This window comes from Sphaerotilus sp., assembly GCF_013299175.1.
Lineage (GTDB): Bacteria > Pseudomonadota > Gammaproteobacteria > Burkholderiales > Burkholderiaceae_C > Sphaerotilus.
In genome coordinates this window covers 1-16150 of sequence record NZ_JAAFKF010000088.1, presented here as the reverse complement: position 1 = coordinate 16150, position 16150 = coordinate 1, and the positions used below count along the sequence as shown (strand labels likewise).

Here is a 16150-nt window from a genome sequence, read left to right as displayed (position 1 = left end):
ACCTCGTCATCGACGCCAGCTACGGCAACGACACCGTCTACGGCACGGCGGCAGCCGACACCATCGTCGGCGGCGGCGGCAACGACCTGCTCGACGGCGGTGGCGGCGGCGACACCTACCGTGTCACAGGCAACGAGGCGGGGGGCTGGAGCAGCTTCCAGAACTTCGACACCTACGCCGACAGCGGGACCAGCGGCACCGACCGGATCGTGGCGCTCGGCACCGGCAATGTGGACATCGGCCTGCTGGGCAGCTTCGGCCCGGGCAGTGGCATCGAAGTGGTCGATGGCACGGGGGCGACGGGCACGGTGCGGCTCTACGGCGACGGCAGCAGCGCGACGCTGGACTTCCGCGGTGTGACCATCGCCGGCGCCAACGTGGTGATCGACAGCAACTACGGCAACGACACGGTGTACGGCTCGGCAGGCGCCGACACGGTCCTGGCGAGCTATGGCGACGACGTGTTCGACGGCGGCGAGGGCGGCGACACCTACCGGGTCACCGGCACCACGGCCGCGGGCTTCCAGGGCTACGACATCTACAAGGACACCGGTGCGACGGGCACCGACCGGATGGTGGTGACGGGCGCCGATGTGGACATCGGCACCCGCGGCTGGAGCGGCACCGGCATCGAGACCCTCGACGCGACCGGCGCCACTGGCACCGTGCGGCTGCTCGACACGGGCGACGCGAACCTGATCGACCTGCGCACGACGACGCTGGTCGGCAGCAACCTGGTGATCGACGCGAACTACGGCAACGACACCGTCTACGGCAGTGCCGGTGCCGACACCCTCGTCACCAGCTACGGCGACGACGTGCTTGACGGGGGTGGCGGTGGTGACACCTACCGCGTCACCGGCACCACGGCTGCCGGTTTCCAGGGCTACGACATCTACGCGGATACCGGTGCCAGCCCCGGCACCGGTGGCACCGACCGGATCGTTGCCGTCGGCAGCGGCGACGTGGACATCGGCTTCAAGGGCAACTTCGGCCCGGCCAGCGGCATCGAAGTGATCGATGCCAGCGGCGCGGCCGGCACCGTGCGCCTGCTGGGCGAAAGCGGCGCGCAGACGCTGGACTTCCGTGGCATCACCTTCGTCGGCACGCGCCTGCTCATCGACGCCGGCAACGGCAACGACGTGGTCTACGGCAGCGTCGGCGCGGACACGCTGGTCGGCAACTACGGTGACGACACGGTGGACGGCGCCGGCGGCTCCGACCTCTACCGCGTTACCGGCAACGTGGCCCTCGGCTTCCTGGGCCGCGACACCTACCGGGACAGCGGCACCACCGGCACCGACACCCTCGCCGCGCTCGGCACCGGCAATGTCGATGTGGGCGTGCAGGACTGGCAGGGCACCGGCATCGAGGTCATCGACGGCAGTGGCGCCACCGGCACGGTGCGCATCTGGGCCAACGACAGCGCCAACGTGCTCGACTTCAGCACGACCACCTTCGTGGGCGGCAATGTGCTCATCGACGGTGCCTTCGGCAACGACACCATCAAGGGCAGTGCCGGCGCCGACCTGATCAACGGCGGCGGCGATGCCGACCTGCTCGATGGGCAGAACGGCAGCGACACCTACCGCGTCACCGGCAACCGGGCGGCGGGCTGGGCGAGCTTCCAGGGTTTCGACACCTACGCCGACACCGGCACGACCGGCACCGACAAGGTGGTTGCCCTCGGCACCGGCGACGTGGACATCGGTGTGGCGGGCTGGAAGAACACCGGCATCGAGGTGGTGGACGCGACGGGGGCGACCGGCACGGTGCGCCTGCTCGGCCAGGACGCGGCCGACGCGATGGACTTCCGCACCACCACGCTGGTCGGCGCCAACCTCGTCATCGATGGTGGTTACAGCAACGACACCATCTTCGGCAGCGCCGGTGCCGACACCATCGTCGGTGGGGGCAATGACGACTGGATCGACGGCGCCGGCGGTGGCGACACCTTCCGCGTGACCGGCAACGCCGCGGGAGGCTGGAGCAGCTTCAACGGCTACGACACCTACAGCGACACCGGCACCAGCGGCATCGACCGGCTCGTGGCGGTGGGTGCCGGGGCGGTCGATATCGGGCTGGCGGGCTGGCAGAACACCGGGGTCGAGGTCATCGACGCCACCGGGGCTGCCGGCCTGGTGCGCCTGCTGGGTGGCGATGGGGCGACGGTGCTCGACTTCCGCACCACGACCTTGACGGGCGCCAACCTCGTCATCGACGGTGCCTGGGGCAGCGACACGCTCATCGGCAGCGCCGCTGCGGACCAGATCATCGGCGGCGGCGGCGACGACAGCGTCGATGGCTACGAGGGCAGTGACACCTACCTGATCACGGGCAATCTGGCGGCGGGCTGGCAGTCCTTCCAGGGCTACGACGCCTACCACGACACCGGTACCACTGGCGTGGACACGATCCGCGCACAAGGCGCCGGCGACGTGGACATCGGCCTGCTCAACTTCGACGCCAGCAGCGGCATCGAGGTGATCGACACCACCGCCGTGCTCGGGCAGGCCCGCATCGTCGGCTCGTGGTCCGATGACGTGATCGACCTGAGCGGCACCACGGTCCTCGGCAGCCGTGTCGTCATCGACGGCAGCGGTGGCTCCGACCTGATCTTCGGCACGGCGGGCAATGACACCATCATCGGTGGCAGTGGCGCGGACTCGCTGGCCGGCGGGATGGGCAACGATGTCTACCGCGTGGGCCGGGGCATGGGGCTGGACGTGATCTGGGACTACGACGAGACCGTGGGCAACCGCGATGTGGTCGAGTTCGGTGCCGGCGTGACCACCGATCAGCTCTGGTTCAAGCGGCTCGACGGCTTCCTGGAGATCAGCATCATCGGCACCTGGGACCGCATCTATGTCATGGACTGGGACACCGGCCCGGCCAGCCAGATCGAGCAGTTCCGCACCGCCGACGGCCATGTCCTCCAGAACACCAAGGTCGAGAGCCTCATCAGCGCCATGGCGGCCTTCGATGCGCCGCCGTCCAATGGCACGGCCACGCTGTCGCAGACCTACCGCGACGCGCTCTTGCCGGTGATCACGACGGCCTGGTCCTGACCGGGGTCAGAGCTTCATCTCCAGCCGCAGCGCCCACGCGGTGCTGCCGGGGTCGCTGGTCGTTGCCACCTGCCGGGAGGTGGCCGTCGTGAAGGTGCTGCCGTTCACGTTGTCGAGCGGCAGCAGGTTGCTGACCGAGGCACGCAGTTGCACCTCGGGCGTGAAGGTCCACAGCGCGTAGGCGTCGATCACGCGGCGCGTGTCCACCGTGTTGCGCTGCTGGTCGCTGAGCTGGATCGCGTAGGTCGGCGTGAAGTTGAGGCTCGTGCCCAGCGTCAGCGGCAGGCCGCGCACGCGCCAGTCCGCCCCGAGGTTTCCGCTCCAGTCCGGCTGCTTGTCCAGGCGGTTGTCCGGGCCACCGACGCTGTTCACCCGCGAGCGGAAGGCGCTCACGTTGGCGCGCAGCTCCACGGGTGGCGCGTTCTCCGCCACCAGCTCGCTCAGGCGGAACTTGGCCTCCAGTTCGACGCCGCGTGTCACCGCATCGCCGATGTTCTGCGGGCGCGACACCCAGCGTTGCACCCCGCCGACCGTCTCCAGCGTGGTCTGCGCGCGGATGAGCTGGTCGATGCGGCGCTCGAACACGCCGATGCTCAGCACGCCGCCTGCGGTCAGGTAGTGCTCGAAGGCGAGGTCCAGCCCGGTGGCCAGTTCGGGCTTGAGCTGCGGGTTGCCGGCGCGGTCGGGGTTGGTGTCGAGGTTGGTGCCGGTGGACTCGCTGCGGCGGGCGATGAGGTTGGTCAGCGTCGGGGCGCGGTAGCTGCGGGTCAGGCTCAGGCGCACCAGATCCTTGCCGCCTTCGACCAGCTTCCAGGCGGCGTGGAACAGCGGCGTCACGACACTGCTGCGGCTGCTGACCTGTCCGTCGGCGGCGTCGCTCACCGTGTCGATCGCCTCCCAGCGCAGGCCACCCTGCAGCGACCACTGTGGCGTCACCGTCCACTCGTCCTGGGTCCACAGTGCGGTGCGGCGGGTGCGGGCCTGCAGGTTGTCGCCGACCTCGCCATTGAGCGAGCGCACGCCGGTGCTGCTGGTCTCCAGCGTGGTGCGGGTCTCGTCGCGCTGGTTCTGCTCGGTCTCCCAGCCCAGCGAGAGCAGGTGCGCGCCGTCGCCCAGGGCCTGCGCGAGCTTGCCGCCGGTGCTCAGGCCGCGTTCCTGGCCGGTGCGGTCGTCGTCGATGCGGCGCAGGGCCGTGCCGCTGGCGTTGCGTTCGTTGCGCACGCTGTCGCTGGTGCTGCGGCTCAGGCTGCCGCCGGCCTTCAGCTCCACACGCAGGCCGCTGGCCAGCCGCGTCTGCCACTGGGCATTGAGCCGGGCGAGGGCGAAGCGGTTGTGGCCGGTCTTGTCGGCATCGGCGAAGTCGGGCACGGCGGTGGGCAGCAGCGATTGCAGGTGCTGCGCCGTCTGGTTGCGCGCACCGGACAGGATCACGAACGGCATCAGCGCGAAGGTCTCGCCCGCTCCCAGCCGCCACTGCATCCGCCCGCCGGCATGGACCGCCTGGCGCTGCGTGCGTTCGTCGGTGGTGCGTTGCTCGTCGAGCGTGGTGGCACCGTCGGCCAGCCGGGTCTCGGTGGTGCGCAGAGCGGTCTGGTCCACCGTGCTCCCGCTGTTGGCGGTGGCCGAGAGGTTGTAGCTGAAATCGTCGAGCTGCTCGGCGCGGGTCCAGCTCACGCTGGGCTGCCAGTGGCCGTCGTCGTGGCCGAGGCGCACATGGACGTTGTTCAGCCGCTGGCGCACCGACTCGCGCAGCACGATGTTGATGGTGCCGGCAATCGCCTGCGCGCCGGTCTCTGCCGTGGGGCCGCGGGTGATCTCGATGCGCTCGACCTGGTCAGGGGTGAGCGAGTCGAGCGTCATGCCATAGGGCATGCGCTCGCCGTTGAGCAGGATCTGCGTGTAGCCGCTGCCCAGCCCGCGCATCCGCACATCCCCGCCGCGTCCCGGCCGCCCGCCGCCCAGCGTCACGCCGGGCAGCCGCTTGAGCACCTCGCTGACGGTGGCGTCGCCCATGCGCTCGATCTCCTCGCGGCCGACCACCGTCTTGGCGGCGGTGGACTGCTGGCGCTGGGCGGTGTCGGTGGGCGCGGTGCGGCGGATCTCGACGCGCTCCAGGGTGGCGGCGGGCGCGGTGCTGGGGGCGGGCGGGGCCTCGCTGGTCTGTGCCTGCGCTGCGCTGGCGAGCAGCAGCAAGGACAGCGGCAGGGACAGCGGCACCGGGGCGGGCAGGGGATGGCGGGTGGGCAGGGTAGGCATGGACGGCATTGTCTCGCCAGTCTCGCTAGACTCGCGCCCCATGACTGAAACCCTGCGCTCTACTCCCGCATTGGCCGATCTGGCGGGCCGCCGCCTCGTGCTTGGACTCACTGGCGGCATCGCCTGCTACAAGAGCGCCGAATTGCTGCGCCTGCTGGTCAAGGCCGGCGCCGAGGTCCATGTGGCGATGACCGACGCGGCGCAGCGGTTCATCACCACCGAGACGATGCAGGCGCTGTCCGGCCATCCCGTCTCGACCGACACCTGGGACGCCCGCGAACCCAACGGCATGCCCCACATCAACCTGACCCGCGGCGCCGACGCCGTGGTGATCGCCCCCGCCAGCGCCGATTTCCTGGCCCGTCTGGCGCAAGGCCGCGCCGACGACCTGCTGAGCCTCACCTGTCTCGCCCGCCCGCTGGCCAGCGGTGCCGCCGACGCCCGCCCGGTGCCGCTGATCCTCGCGCCGGCCATGAACCGCGAGATGTGGTCCCACCCGGCCACGCAGCGCAACCTCGCGCAGGTGCAGGCCGACGGTGCGCTGGTGCTCGGTGTGGAGGCCGGGATGCAAGCCTGCGGCGAGATCGGCGATGGCCGCATGATCGAGCCGGCCGCCATCGTCGAAGACCTGATCGCCGCGCTCTCGCCCAAGCCGCTGGCCGGTCTGCGCGTGCTGATCACCGCGGGGCCGACCTTCGAGGCGATCGACCCGGTGCGCGGCATCACCAACCTGTCGAGCGGCAAGATGGGCTTCTCGCTGGCCCGCGCCGCCCGCGAAGCGGGGGCCGACGTGACGCTGGTGGCCGGGCCGGTGCATCTGGAGACGCCGCGCGGGGTGCGCCGGATCGATGTCCGCTCGGCGCAGCAGATGCACGACGTGGTGCTGCCCGCCGCGCCGTTGCACGACCTGTTCATCGCCACCGCCGCGGTCGCGGACTGGCGGCCGGCGAGCCTGTCCGCCCACAAGATCAAGAAGGACGGCAAGAAGATCGCGCCCACCTTCGAACTCAGCGAGAACCCCGACATCCTCGCCGCGGTGGCGGCGCTGCCGGATCGGCCGTACTGCGTCGGTTTCGCGGCGGAAAGCGAGAAGCTCGAACACCATGCCCGCGAGAAGCTCATCCGCAAGAAGGTGCCGCTGATCGTCGGCAACCTCGGCCCGGCCACCTTCGGCCGTGACGACAACGCGCTGCTGCTGGTCGATGCCGACGGTGCCCGCGCATTGCCCGCAGACGGTAGCCGCTGTGACAAGCAGGTACTGGCACGGGCGCTGGTGGCCGATGTGGCGCGTCGGATGAGGCAGCGCCATGCATAAGCGGCTGTGGATGGTCACGGCCAGCCTGGGCCTGGGTGGACTGCCGGCGCAGGCGGACTCCGGTGCCACGCTGCCACGGGTCGAGATCACGGGCAGCCAGTTGCGCCGCCCGGTCACGGAATCGGGGCTGCCGCTGCAGACCATCGGTCGTTCTGAAATAGAGCGGTCGGGTGCCACCTCGCTGGCCGAGCTGCTGCAGCGCCTGCCGATGGTGCAGGGGCAGCAGGCCATCACTGACAGCGTCGGCAACGACGGCAACGGCATCACCACCGTGTCGCTGCACAACCTGGGCGCCAAGTACACGCTGGTGCTGCTGAACGGGCAGCGCATGGCGTCGAGCGACGGCGGCTCGGTGATCGACCTCGGCACCTTGCCGCTGGCCGCGCTGGAGCGCATCGAGATCCTGGGCGACGGCGCCTCGGCGGTCTATGGGGCGGACGCGATCGGCGGCGTGGTCAACCTGATCCTGCGCCAGGGCGAGACCCCGCTGTTCGTGAACACCCGCCTCACCGCACCGCAAGGCGCGGGTGGTGGTGGCTGGCAGCTCGCGCTCGGGCAGGGTCTCGGCGATCTGGCCCGCGACGGCTACGCGCTGACCTGGGTGGCCAGCCACGACCGGGCGCGGACCTTGCGGGCGGCCGATCGGGCGGTGTCGGCCAGCGGGCTGGTCCGCTTCCGCGATCCGTCGGGGCAGGAGCGGCTGTTCTTCAACGGTTCGGTGCGCGCTGCACCGGCCAACGTGGCGGTGGACTACACCGACGCCGCGGGTGCCGCCCAGTCGGTCTACCTGCATCCGGGTCTGCAAGCCAACGGCCAGTGTCCGAGCGGGCACCTCGATGCCGGCGGCCAGTGCTACTTCGACTATGCCGCCACGGTGGTGGCGCAACCGCAGGTCGAGCGCGGCAGCCTGATGGCCAGCGGTGTCCTGCGGCTGGGCGCGTCGGGGTTTGACTGGCACACCGACGCCCTGCTGGCCCGCTCGCGCACCCGCGTGGCCGTGGCGCCGTACCCGGCGGACGTATCGATCGCCACCGATTCCGCCGCCTTCACCGCCCACGTCCTGCCCTGGCTGACCGACGAGCAGCGTGCCGGGCTGACCGGTGCGACGGCCTACTACCGGCTGGGTGACCTCGGCAGCCGCGTGGTGGACTACACCAACGATGCGCTGCACCTGGGTACCGGCATCGAAGGCGACACGGGCGGCTGGCACCTCCAGTCCACGCTGACGTGGTCGGCCCGCGAGCAGCGCCAGGACTACCGCAGCGGCTGGCTGCTGGGCGAGCCGTTCATGGCGGGGCTGGCGGATGGGCGGATCGACCCGTTCGCCGCGCCGGGGCAGCAGAGCGCGGCCGGGCTGGCGGCGCTGGCCGGTGCCGGCGTGCAAGGGCGCTACGACACCATGCGCAGCGACCTCTTCGGCGCCGAGCTGCGCGCCGCCACCGAGCCGTTCACGCTGCCCGGTGGTCCGGCGCAGTGGGGCGTCGGGGGCGAGTGGCGCCGCACGCTGTGGCGGCGCACGCTGTCCGACATGGCGCGCACGGGGGCCTTGCTCTCCGGCGATGTCCAGCAGGCGCACGGGGTCCAGCGCGACACCCTGGGCGCCTACACCGAGCTGCTGCTGCCCGTCACGTCGGCGTTCCACCTGACCGGGGCGCTGCGCTACGACCACCTCGGCGCGGCGGAGGATCTGCTGCACGGCCTGCGCGTCGGCAGCGCGGCGGGCCAGTTCACCTCGCAGCTCAGTGGCCGCTGGCAGATGCAGCCCGGTCTGCTGTGGCGCGCGTCGGCGGGCACGGGTTTTCGCGCCCCCGACCTGTTGCAGCTCACCCGCACGCAGGAGGACTACGGCGTCACGGCCGGCGCCTACGCCTGTCCTTTCACGGCGGCCAATGGTCTGGCCGACCACCCCTACGCGGCGCTGTGCTGGCCGGGCGCGAACCAGGTCGAGGCGGTCAAGGGCGGCAATGCGGCGCTGCGGCCCGAGCGGTCGCGGCAGTGGTCGCTGGGCGGCGCCTTCGCGCCGAGCCGCACGGTCAGCTTCGGTGCGGACCTGTGGTCGGTGCAGGTGCGCGACGCGGTGCAGGAGGTCAGCGAGCGGCTGATCCTGGCCGACCCGGTGCGCTACGCGGCGTTCTACACGACGAAGTACAAGGCTTCGACGGGGGCGGACGCGCTGGCGGTGCGGCTGCTGCCGGTGAACATCGGTCGCATCGAGGCACAGGGCATCGACTGGCGTGCGGCGTGGCGCCATGGCTCGCCGGTCGGGCGCTGGACGCAGCAACTGCAGGGGACGTGGCTGCTGCGCTCGCGCTACACCGTGCCGGGCGATGACACGGCGTGGGCATCGAGCCTGAACCGCTTCGGGGTGGATGACCGGGTGGCCTTCCGGCACACCGTGGCGCTGTCCTCGACGCTGGAGCGCGGCGCGTGGTCGCACCAGGCGCGGTTCAACTGGCGCAACGGCTACGACGACCAGCCGCAGAGCGAGTCCGACTGCGCTGTCACGACGCTGGACGGGCTGACCTGCGTGGCGGTGCAGCGCCGCGTGTCGGCCCACTGGACGATCGACTGGACGAGCACCTGGCGCTCGACACCGACCGCCGAGGTCTCGCTCGGGGTGGCCAACGTGTTCAACCGCCGCCCGCCGCTGACGCTGCGCACGGTCGGCGCGCACATGCTGGGCTACGATCCGCGCTACGCCAGTGCGGAAGGGCGCACCTTGCAGGTCGGGGTGAACTGGCGGTTCTGAGTCGGTGCCCCGTTGTTGATGAAGGAGTTTTCGATGCTGTTTGTCCATTCGACCGTGCCCGCCTTGCGCGCTGTGGCTGTCTGCGCCGCGTTGACGCTGATCGGTGTCGCGGCCCACGCCGAGGTCACGGTCAAGGAAGCCTGGGTGCGCGCCACCGTGCCGAGCCAGAAGGCCACTGGCGCGTTCATGCAACTGACCAGCACCGAGCCGGTGCGGCTGATCGAGGTCCAGTCCAGTGTGGCGAAGATCGTCGAGGTCCACGAGATGCGGATGGAGGGCGACCGCATGATGATGCAGGCGGTGCCCGGCATCGACCTCGTGCCGGGGCAGGTGCTCGAACTCAAGCCGGGCGGCTACCACGTCATGCTGATCGATGTGGTCAAGCCGGTGGGTGTCGGCGACAAGGTGCCGCTGACGCTGGTGCTCGAAGGCAAGGACAAGAAGCGCATTCAGGTGCAGGTCAGTGCCGAGGTGCGGGCGTTGAACGGCAAGCCGTCGGCACAGCAGCACCAGCATTGAACTGATCTGAACTGAACTGAACTCTGGAGTGCATTCGGTGGACGCAAGCAACCCCTACGGACTCGCCGCCCTCTGGTCCGGCTCGGACCTCGTCGCCAAGACCGTGCTGCTGATCCTGGTGGTCATGTCGGCGGGGAGCTGGTACCTGTTGGTCGTCAAGTGGATCGAGCAGCAGCGCATGCTGACCCAGGCCAAGGCGACCGAGGCGTTCTGGACCGCGACCAGCGTCGCGCAAGGGGTGGACACGCTGGCGGCAGGCAGCCCGTTCCGCTTCATCGCCCAGGCGGGGGCGGATGCGTCGGTCAAGCACGCCGGCCTGCTCGGCCAGATCGACCTGAACACCTGGATCACGATGTCGATCCAGCGCGCGATCGAGCGGGTGCAAGGGCGCCTGCAGAACGGGCTGGCCTTCCTCGCGACCGTCGGCTCGACCGCGCCGTTCGTCGGCCTGTTCGGCACCGTCTGGGGCATCTACCACGCGCTCACCGCCATCGGCGTGGCAGGGCAGGCGAGCATCGACAAGGTGGCCGGGCCGGTCGGCGAGGCGCTGATCATGACCGCCATCGGTCTGGCGGTCGCGGTGCCGGCGGTGCTGGGCTACAACTGGCTGGTGCGGCGCAACAAGGCGGTGATGGACGAGGTGCGCGGCTTCGCGGCGGACCTGCACGCGGTGCTGCTGGCGCAGGCGTCTGCCTCGGCGGCGGCGCAGTCCGCGTCGTCGAAGGGCTGACATGGCGCTGCCGCCCGGCCCGTTCGACGCCCCGGCGGGCGACGACGAGGTGCTGTCCACCATCAACACCACGCCGCTGGTGGACGTGATGCTGGTGCTGCTGATCATCTTCCTGATCACGATCCCGGTCGTCACCACGTCGATCAAGGTCGATCTGCCGCTGGAGCGCCTCAACCCGCGCCAGAGCCAGCCGGAGAATGTCGTGCTCTCGGTCGATGCGAAGGGCGTCGTCTACTGGCACGACACGCCGATGCCGAGTGCCGAGGCGCTGGTCGAGCGGCTGAAGCAGGTGTCGGTGCAGTCGCCGCAACCCGAGGTCCACATCCGCGGGGACCGTTCGGCGGCGTATGAGCCGGTCGGGCGGGTGGTGCTGGCGTGTCAGCGGGCGGGGATTGCCCGCATCTCGTTCATCACCGAGCCACCTGCGCTGCACTGACGTGGCCGCAATGCAAAGGAAACCGCCATGGCGATGAACCTCGGCCCCGGCGACGGCCTGGCCCCCGGCAACGACCCCGAGCCGATCATGGAGATCAACACCACGCCGCTGATCGACGTGATGCTGGTGTTGCTGGTGATGCTGATCATCACGATCCCGATCCAGTTGCACTCGACCGACCTGAACCTGCCGACCGGGAAACCGCCGGTCAACGCCGTGCCGCCCGAGGTGGTGAAGATCGACATCGATCCGGCCAATGTCGTGTACTGGCAGGGCGTGGCGCTGGCGGATCGGGCGGCGCTGGAGGACAAGCTGAAGGCCGCCGCCGCGCAGGCCGAGCCGCCCGAGATCCACATCCGGCCGGATGCGAAATCGCGCTATGACACCTTCGCGTCGGTGATGGTGTCGGCGCAGAAGCTCGGACTGCGCAAGCTCGGGGTGATTGGTGGGGAGCAATTCCAATGAGTGCCGTGCGGCCGGGGAGCCTGCCCGAGTTCGCGCCAAACGCTGGCACGCCGCGCTGGGTTGGCGTGGGCGTGGTGATCGGGCTGCATGTGCTGGTCGGCTGGGCGCTGATGTCGGGGCTGGCGCGCAAGGCGGTGGAGCTGGTGCGCCCGCCCATCGAGATGGCGATCATCGACGAGGTGAAACCGCCGCCTCCACCACCGCCGCCCCCGCCGCCCGAGCCGCCGAAAGTCGTCAAGCTGCAGGACGCGCCACCACCCGCGCCCGCGCCGCCACCGAAAGCCTACGTGCCGCCGCCAGAGGTCACGCCTGCGCCGACACCGCCCGCCCCGGCGATTCAGGCGGTGCAGGCCGAGCCACCGCCGAAGCAGGTCGAGATCAAACCTCCGCCGCCACCCGCGCCCCCGGCTCCGCCCGCACCACCGACGCCTCCTGCGCCCCCTGCGCCCCCTGCGCCAGTACGGGCCGAGGTCGGTGTGGTCTGCCCTGGCTATGCGGACATCCTCCAGAACACGCTGGCGGGTGTCTATGACCGCTACAGCATCACTGCTGTCGTGCGGGTGCGCTTTACCGTGCGAAGCAACCAGATCGTCGATGTGACCCCGGTGTCCGGCCCGAAAGAGTATTACCGGTTCGTGACTGCGGCCGTGCGGCGTTTCAAGTGCCAGACCAGCGGGGCGGACGAGGTCCATGTGCCACCGTTCGAGATCAGTTTTCAAGAGAATTGAGGCGCTCCGGCCGCGTCCACAGCCCCCTGGGACGCAGCACCATCACCCCGATCATCGCCAGCGCGATCAGCAACTGGCGCAGGATGTGGGCATCCAGCCGCCCATCCGTCATCGCCTGCAAGGGACCGACCGCGTAGCGCAGCACCTCCGGCAGCGCCGACAGCAGCACCGCACCCAGGACCACCCCCGGCAGGTAGCCGATGCCGCCCAGCACGACCATCGCCACGACGAGGATCGATTCCTGCAGGCTGAACGACTCGGGGGACACATAGCCCTGGAAGGTCGCGAACAGCCCGCCCGCCACGCCGCCGAAGGTCGCACCCATGCCGAACGCGGCCAGCTTCAGGTTGCGCGTGTTCAAGCCCATCGCCTGCGCGGCCACCTCGTCCTCGCGGATGGCCATCCAGGCGCGGCCGATGCGCGAACGTTCCAGCCGGTGGCACACCCCCACGGCGAGCACCACCAGCGCAAGAAACAGGTAGTAGTGCAGCGTCACCGGCGGTAATTCGATGCCCAGCACCACCAGCGTCCGCCGCAGGTCGAGACCGAACAGGCGCAGGTCGTCGATCTGGCTGATGCCGTGGGCGCCGTTGGTGAGGTTGACCGGGTGGGCCAGGTTGTTGAGGAACAGCCGGATGATCTCCCCGAAGGCCAGTGTCACCACGGCCAGGTAGTCGCCGCGCAGCTTCAGCGTCGGCGCCCCCAGCAGCACGCCCAGCACGCCGGCCAGACCCGCCCCGAGTGGCAGCACCAGCCACCACGGCGCGTGCAGGCCGGCCGGGAACATCGCCTGCACGGCGGGGAACTGCTCCCACAGGTGCGGCGAGGCCAGCAGCGCGAAGGTGTACGCCCCCACCGCATAGAACGCCACGTAGCCCAGATCGAGCAAGCCCGCATAGCCCACCACGAGGTTCATGCCCAGCGCGAGCAGCACGTACAGCAAGGCTTGGTCGGCGATGCGCACCGGGCCAGTGCCGAGCTGCTGGAGCAGCAGCGGCGCCAGGAGCAGGGCGGCGGTGACCAGCAGGGACCGCAGGGACAAGGGGGATGTCATGCCTGTGACTATGGCCGAGCTTTGTGTTGCAAAACAAAAAAGCGGCCCTTCGAGGCCGCTTCGTTTGCAAGACGCGGGTCGCGCCAGCGTCACTCAGACGCGCTTGCGGTACTCGTGCGTGCGGGTGTCGATTTCGATCTTGTCGCCTTGGGCGACGAAGGCCGGCACCTGGATCTCGAAGTCGGTGGAGATCTTGGCGGGCTTGAGCACCTTGCCCGAGGTGTCGCCCTTGACGGCCGGCTCGGTCCAGGTCACTTCGCGCACCAGCGAGGTCGGCAGTTCGACCGAGATGGCCTTGCCGTCGTAGAACACCACTTCGACGGGCATCGCGTCTTCGAGGTAGCTCAGCGCGTCGCCCATGTTCTCGGATTCGACTTCGTACTGGTTGTACTCCTCGTCCATGAACACGTAGAGCGGGTCGGCGAAGTAGGAGTAGGTGCAGTCCTTCTTGTCGAGGATGACCTGGTCCATCTTGTCGTCGGCCTTGAAGACGACTTCGGTGCCGGAGTTGTTCAGCAGGCTCTTGAGCTTCATGCGCACGGTGGCGCTGTTGCGGCCGCCGCGGCTGTATTCGGTGCGCAGCACGACCATGGGGGCGGTGCCTTGCATGATCACGTTGCCGGCGCGGATTTCCTGGGCGATCTTCATGGGTGGTGTTTCCGGTGTTTCCGTTGGGGCGGTGAGCAAGCCGCCGCACCGCAAAGCCCTCGATTCTAGCCCAGCCCGTCCCGGTGCCGCTGCTGTGCCCAGGCGATCAGGCTGCTGGTCAGGTCGGGCTGACCGGCCCAGCGGCGCTGCCGGGTGGCGGCGCTGTCGGCCCAGGCGCCACGCCGGGCGGGCCACAGCGCCGACCACGCCGACGCCAGCCCGGCCGGATCGTCCAGCCCGTTCCACAGCCGGGCCATCCGCCGCAGCGGGTCGGCCAGCGTCGGCGCGGTCTGGTCGAGCGCCACGTCGAGGAAGGCGTCGAGCTTGTCGCCGTGGACGCCATCCGCCTGCGGATACAACTGCCAGAGCATCGGTTGACCGGCCCAGAGCGCCCGCACGAGGCTGTCCTCGCCACGCACGAGGTTGAGGTCGCTGGCCCAGAGCAGGCGGTCGAATTCGAGTTGCGTGACGTGCGGCAGGAAATGCAGCCGCAGTGCGCCCACCGTGTCCGGCGCCCCGGCGTGCTGCGCTTGCCAAGCGCGGACTTGCCGGGCGCTGTAGCCGGGCGTGACGAGCAGCGTGGTCGGCGTCGGCGCTTCGGCCAGCAGCGTGAGCCAGTCGTTCAGCAGCGGCTGCGTGTAGCCGAACAGCAGCATCAGCGCCTCGTCCTCGTCCTTATCCTCGTTCGGGCCGACCCCGAAACTCGCCCGCGTAGCCTGCCGGTCGTGGGCATCCAGGCGAGCGAGCAGGCCGGGTTCACGCAACAGCCCACCCGTGGCGGCGGTAAAGCCGGGGAAGAAAAACCACTTGGTGAGTCCGCTGCCGGGGCCACTCCACTGCGGCGAGGCCAGCCCGTGCAGGCTCTCGACGTGCGGCTCGGCGCTGAGGTATTCGAGGTTGATCCACAGCGGCGCCGGGCCGGTCTTGGCGGCGTCGGCCATGCGGGCCACGTAGGCAGCGGGCGGGTCACAACCGAACGCCTCGATCACCACGTCGGCCGGCATCTCATCGGCCAGCGGATCGCGCCACGGCAGCACCTGCACGCCCGGCGAGCCGTCCGGCGCCATCCACGCCAGCGCGGCGGCATCGTCCACCCACAGCCGTACCCGTGCCCCGCGCCCCGCCAGATCCCGCGCCAGCCGCCAGCACACGCCGAGGTCGCCGTGGTTGTCGATGACGCGGCAGAACACGTCCCAGCGGCGCAATGCTGGCGGGATCGTCAGGACGGGTGGGAGGGCAGGTGCGGGGTCGGTGGTCATCGCGGAATTATCGGTGGCGGCACAATCCCCGACCATGACGCGCCGCCTGACCCCCGACGAGGCCGAAGCCCTCCTGATCCCCGACCCCGTGCTGGAAACGCCGGCCGCCGCTGCCCGCGAACGGCTGCTGAGCGAGGTCGCCGCGCTGCCGGCGTTGCCGGGGGTCTACCGCTACTTCGACGCCGAGGGCGGCCTGCTCTACGTCGGCAAGGCCAAGCACCTGAAGAAGCGCGTCAGCAGCTACTTCCAGAAGGACCACGGCGGCACCCGCATCGGCCACATGGTCAGCAAGATCGTGCGGATGGAGACGACGGTGGTGCGCTCCGAGGCCGAGGCGCTGCTGCTGGAAAACAACCTCATCAAGTCGCTGAACCCGCGCTTCAACATCCTGTTCCGCGACGACAAGAGCTACCCGTACCTGAAGTTCGTCACGCACGAGTTCCCCCGCGTCGTCTACTTCCGCGGCGCCGTGGACCGCCGACACCGCTACTTCGGGCCGTATCCGAGCGCCTGGGCGGTGAAGGAGGGCATCCAGTTGATGCAGAAGGTGTTCCTGCTGCGCACCTGCGAGGACACGGTGTTCAACAACCGCACGCGGCCGTGTCTGCTGCACCAGATCCACCGCTGCTCGGCGCCGTGTGTCGATCTCGTCAGCCGCGAGGACTACGCCAGCGATGTGCGCAACGCGGTGCGTTTCCTGAGTGGCGAGACGCAGGAGGTGCTCGACGGGCTGCAGGCGCAGATGATGGCCGCGGCCGAAGCCTTCGACTACGAGAAAGCCGCCGAACTGCGCGACCAGATCGCCACGCTGTCCAAGGTGCTGCAGCAGCAGTCCGTGTTCACGCAGGAGGACCGCGACACGGACATCCTGGCGGTGAAGGTGCAGGGCGGGCGGGCCTGCGTGAACCTGGCGATGGTGCGCG

At 69.9% G+C, this 16150-nt stretch carries 13 protein-coding genes; 9 read left to right on the top strand and 4 right to left on the bottom strand.

The genetic code is table 11. From position 1 onward, the window contains the following. Window positions 1-3068 (top strand): beta strand repeat-containing protein (locus QZW52_RS14520; protein ID WP_294000119.1); only part of this gene is annotated, 3068 nt, incomplete at its 5' end. Between the two features lie 6 nt (window positions 3069-3074). On the opposite strand, the gene QZW52_RS14515 is transcribed toward QZW52_RS14520, so the two are convergent. Continuing rightward, the gene (locus QZW52_RS14515; protein ID WP_294000117.1) at window positions 3075-5324 is read right to left on the bottom strand and encodes a TonB-dependent receptor plug domain-containing protein; all 2250 of its coding nucleotides are present in this window, start codon (window positions 5322-5324) and stop codon (window positions 3075-3077) included. Window positions 5325-5364: 40 nt separating this feature from the next. On the opposite strand from QZW52_RS14515, the gene coaBC reads away from it, so the two are divergent. Genes coaBC through QZW52_RS14480 form a run of 7 tightly spaced genes read left to right on the top strand, consistent with a single transcriptional unit; the run spans window position 5365 to window position 12266 of the window. Continuing rightward, window positions 5365-6639, top strand: a complete 1275-nt coding sequence (gene coaBC, locus QZW52_RS14510; RefSeq protein ID WP_294000115.1) for a bifunctional phosphopantothenoylcysteine decarboxylase/phosphopantothenate--cysteine ligase CoaBC — start codon at window positions 5365-5367, stop codon at window positions 6637-6639. Beyond that, window positions 6632-9388, top strand: coding sequence for a TonB-dependent receptor plug domain-containing protein (locus QZW52_RS14505; RefSeq protein ID WP_294000104.1), 2757 nt, complete (start codon window positions 6632-6634; stop codon window positions 9386-9388). The genes coaBC and QZW52_RS14505 overlap by 8 nt, the downstream gene beginning before the upstream one ends. Window positions 9389-9421: 33 nt before the next feature. Further along, a complete protein-coding gene (locus tag QZW52_RS14500) occupies window positions 9422-9907 on the top strand; it encodes a copper chaperone PCu(A)C (protein ID WP_294000103.1) in 486 nt (161 codons plus the stop codon). 37 nt (window positions 9908-9944) lie between these two features. Next, window positions 9945-10637, top strand: coding sequence for a MotA/TolQ/ExbB proton channel family protein (locus QZW52_RS14495; RefSeq protein ID WP_294000102.1), 693 nt, complete (start codon window positions 9945-9947; stop codon window positions 10635-10637). Window position 10638: 1 nt separating this feature from the next. Next, on the top strand, window positions 10639-11073 hold the full coding sequence (locus tag QZW52_RS14490; RefSeq protein WP_294000100.1) for an ExbD/TolR family protein: 435 nt from the start codon (window positions 10639-10641) through the stop codon (window positions 11071-11073). A gap of 27 nt (window positions 11074-11100) precedes the next feature. Continuing rightward, window positions 11101-11538: an ExbD/TolR family protein gene (locus tag QZW52_RS14485; RefSeq protein WP_294000098.1), complete on the top strand. Its 438-nt coding sequence runs from the start codon at window positions 11101-11103 to the stop codon at window positions 11536-11538. After that, on the top strand, window positions 11535-12266 hold the full coding sequence (locus QZW52_RS14480) for an energy transducer TonB (protein ID WP_294000096.1): 732 nt from the start codon (window positions 11535-11537) through the stop codon (window positions 12264-12266). Before QZW52_RS14485 ends, QZW52_RS14480 begins: the two co-directional genes overlap by 4 nt. Here QZW52_RS14480 and QZW52_RS14475 read toward each other — a convergent pair. From QZW52_RS14475 to earP, 3 genes are all read right to left on the bottom strand, one after another. Then, window positions 12247-13320, bottom strand: a complete 1074-nt coding sequence (locus QZW52_RS14475) for a branched-chain amino acid ABC transporter permease (protein ID WP_294000094.1) — start codon at window positions 13318-13320, stop codon at window positions 12247-12249. The genes QZW52_RS14480 and QZW52_RS14475 overlap by 20 nt on opposite strands. A gap of 93 nt (window positions 13321-13413) precedes the next feature. Continuing rightward, window positions 13414-13968 (bottom strand): elongation factor P, encoded by a 555-nt coding sequence (gene efp / locus QZW52_RS14470; RefSeq protein WP_294000093.1) that lies wholly within the window; start codon window positions 13966-13968, stop codon window positions 13414-13416. A 65-nt stretch (window positions 13969-14033) separates the two neighbouring features. Next, window positions 14034-15227 (bottom strand): elongation factor P maturation arginine rhamnosyltransferase EarP, encoded by a 1194-nt coding sequence (gene earP / locus QZW52_RS14465; RefSeq protein WP_294000091.1) that lies wholly within the window; start codon window positions 15225-15227, stop codon window positions 14034-14036. A gap of 34 nt (window positions 15228-15261) precedes the next feature. Between earP and uvrC the strand changes: the two genes are divergently transcribed. Next, window positions 15262-16150: excinuclease ABC subunit UvrC (gene uvrC, locus QZW52_RS14460; RefSeq protein WP_294000089.1), on the top strand; the 889-nt coding region annotated here is incomplete at its 3' end.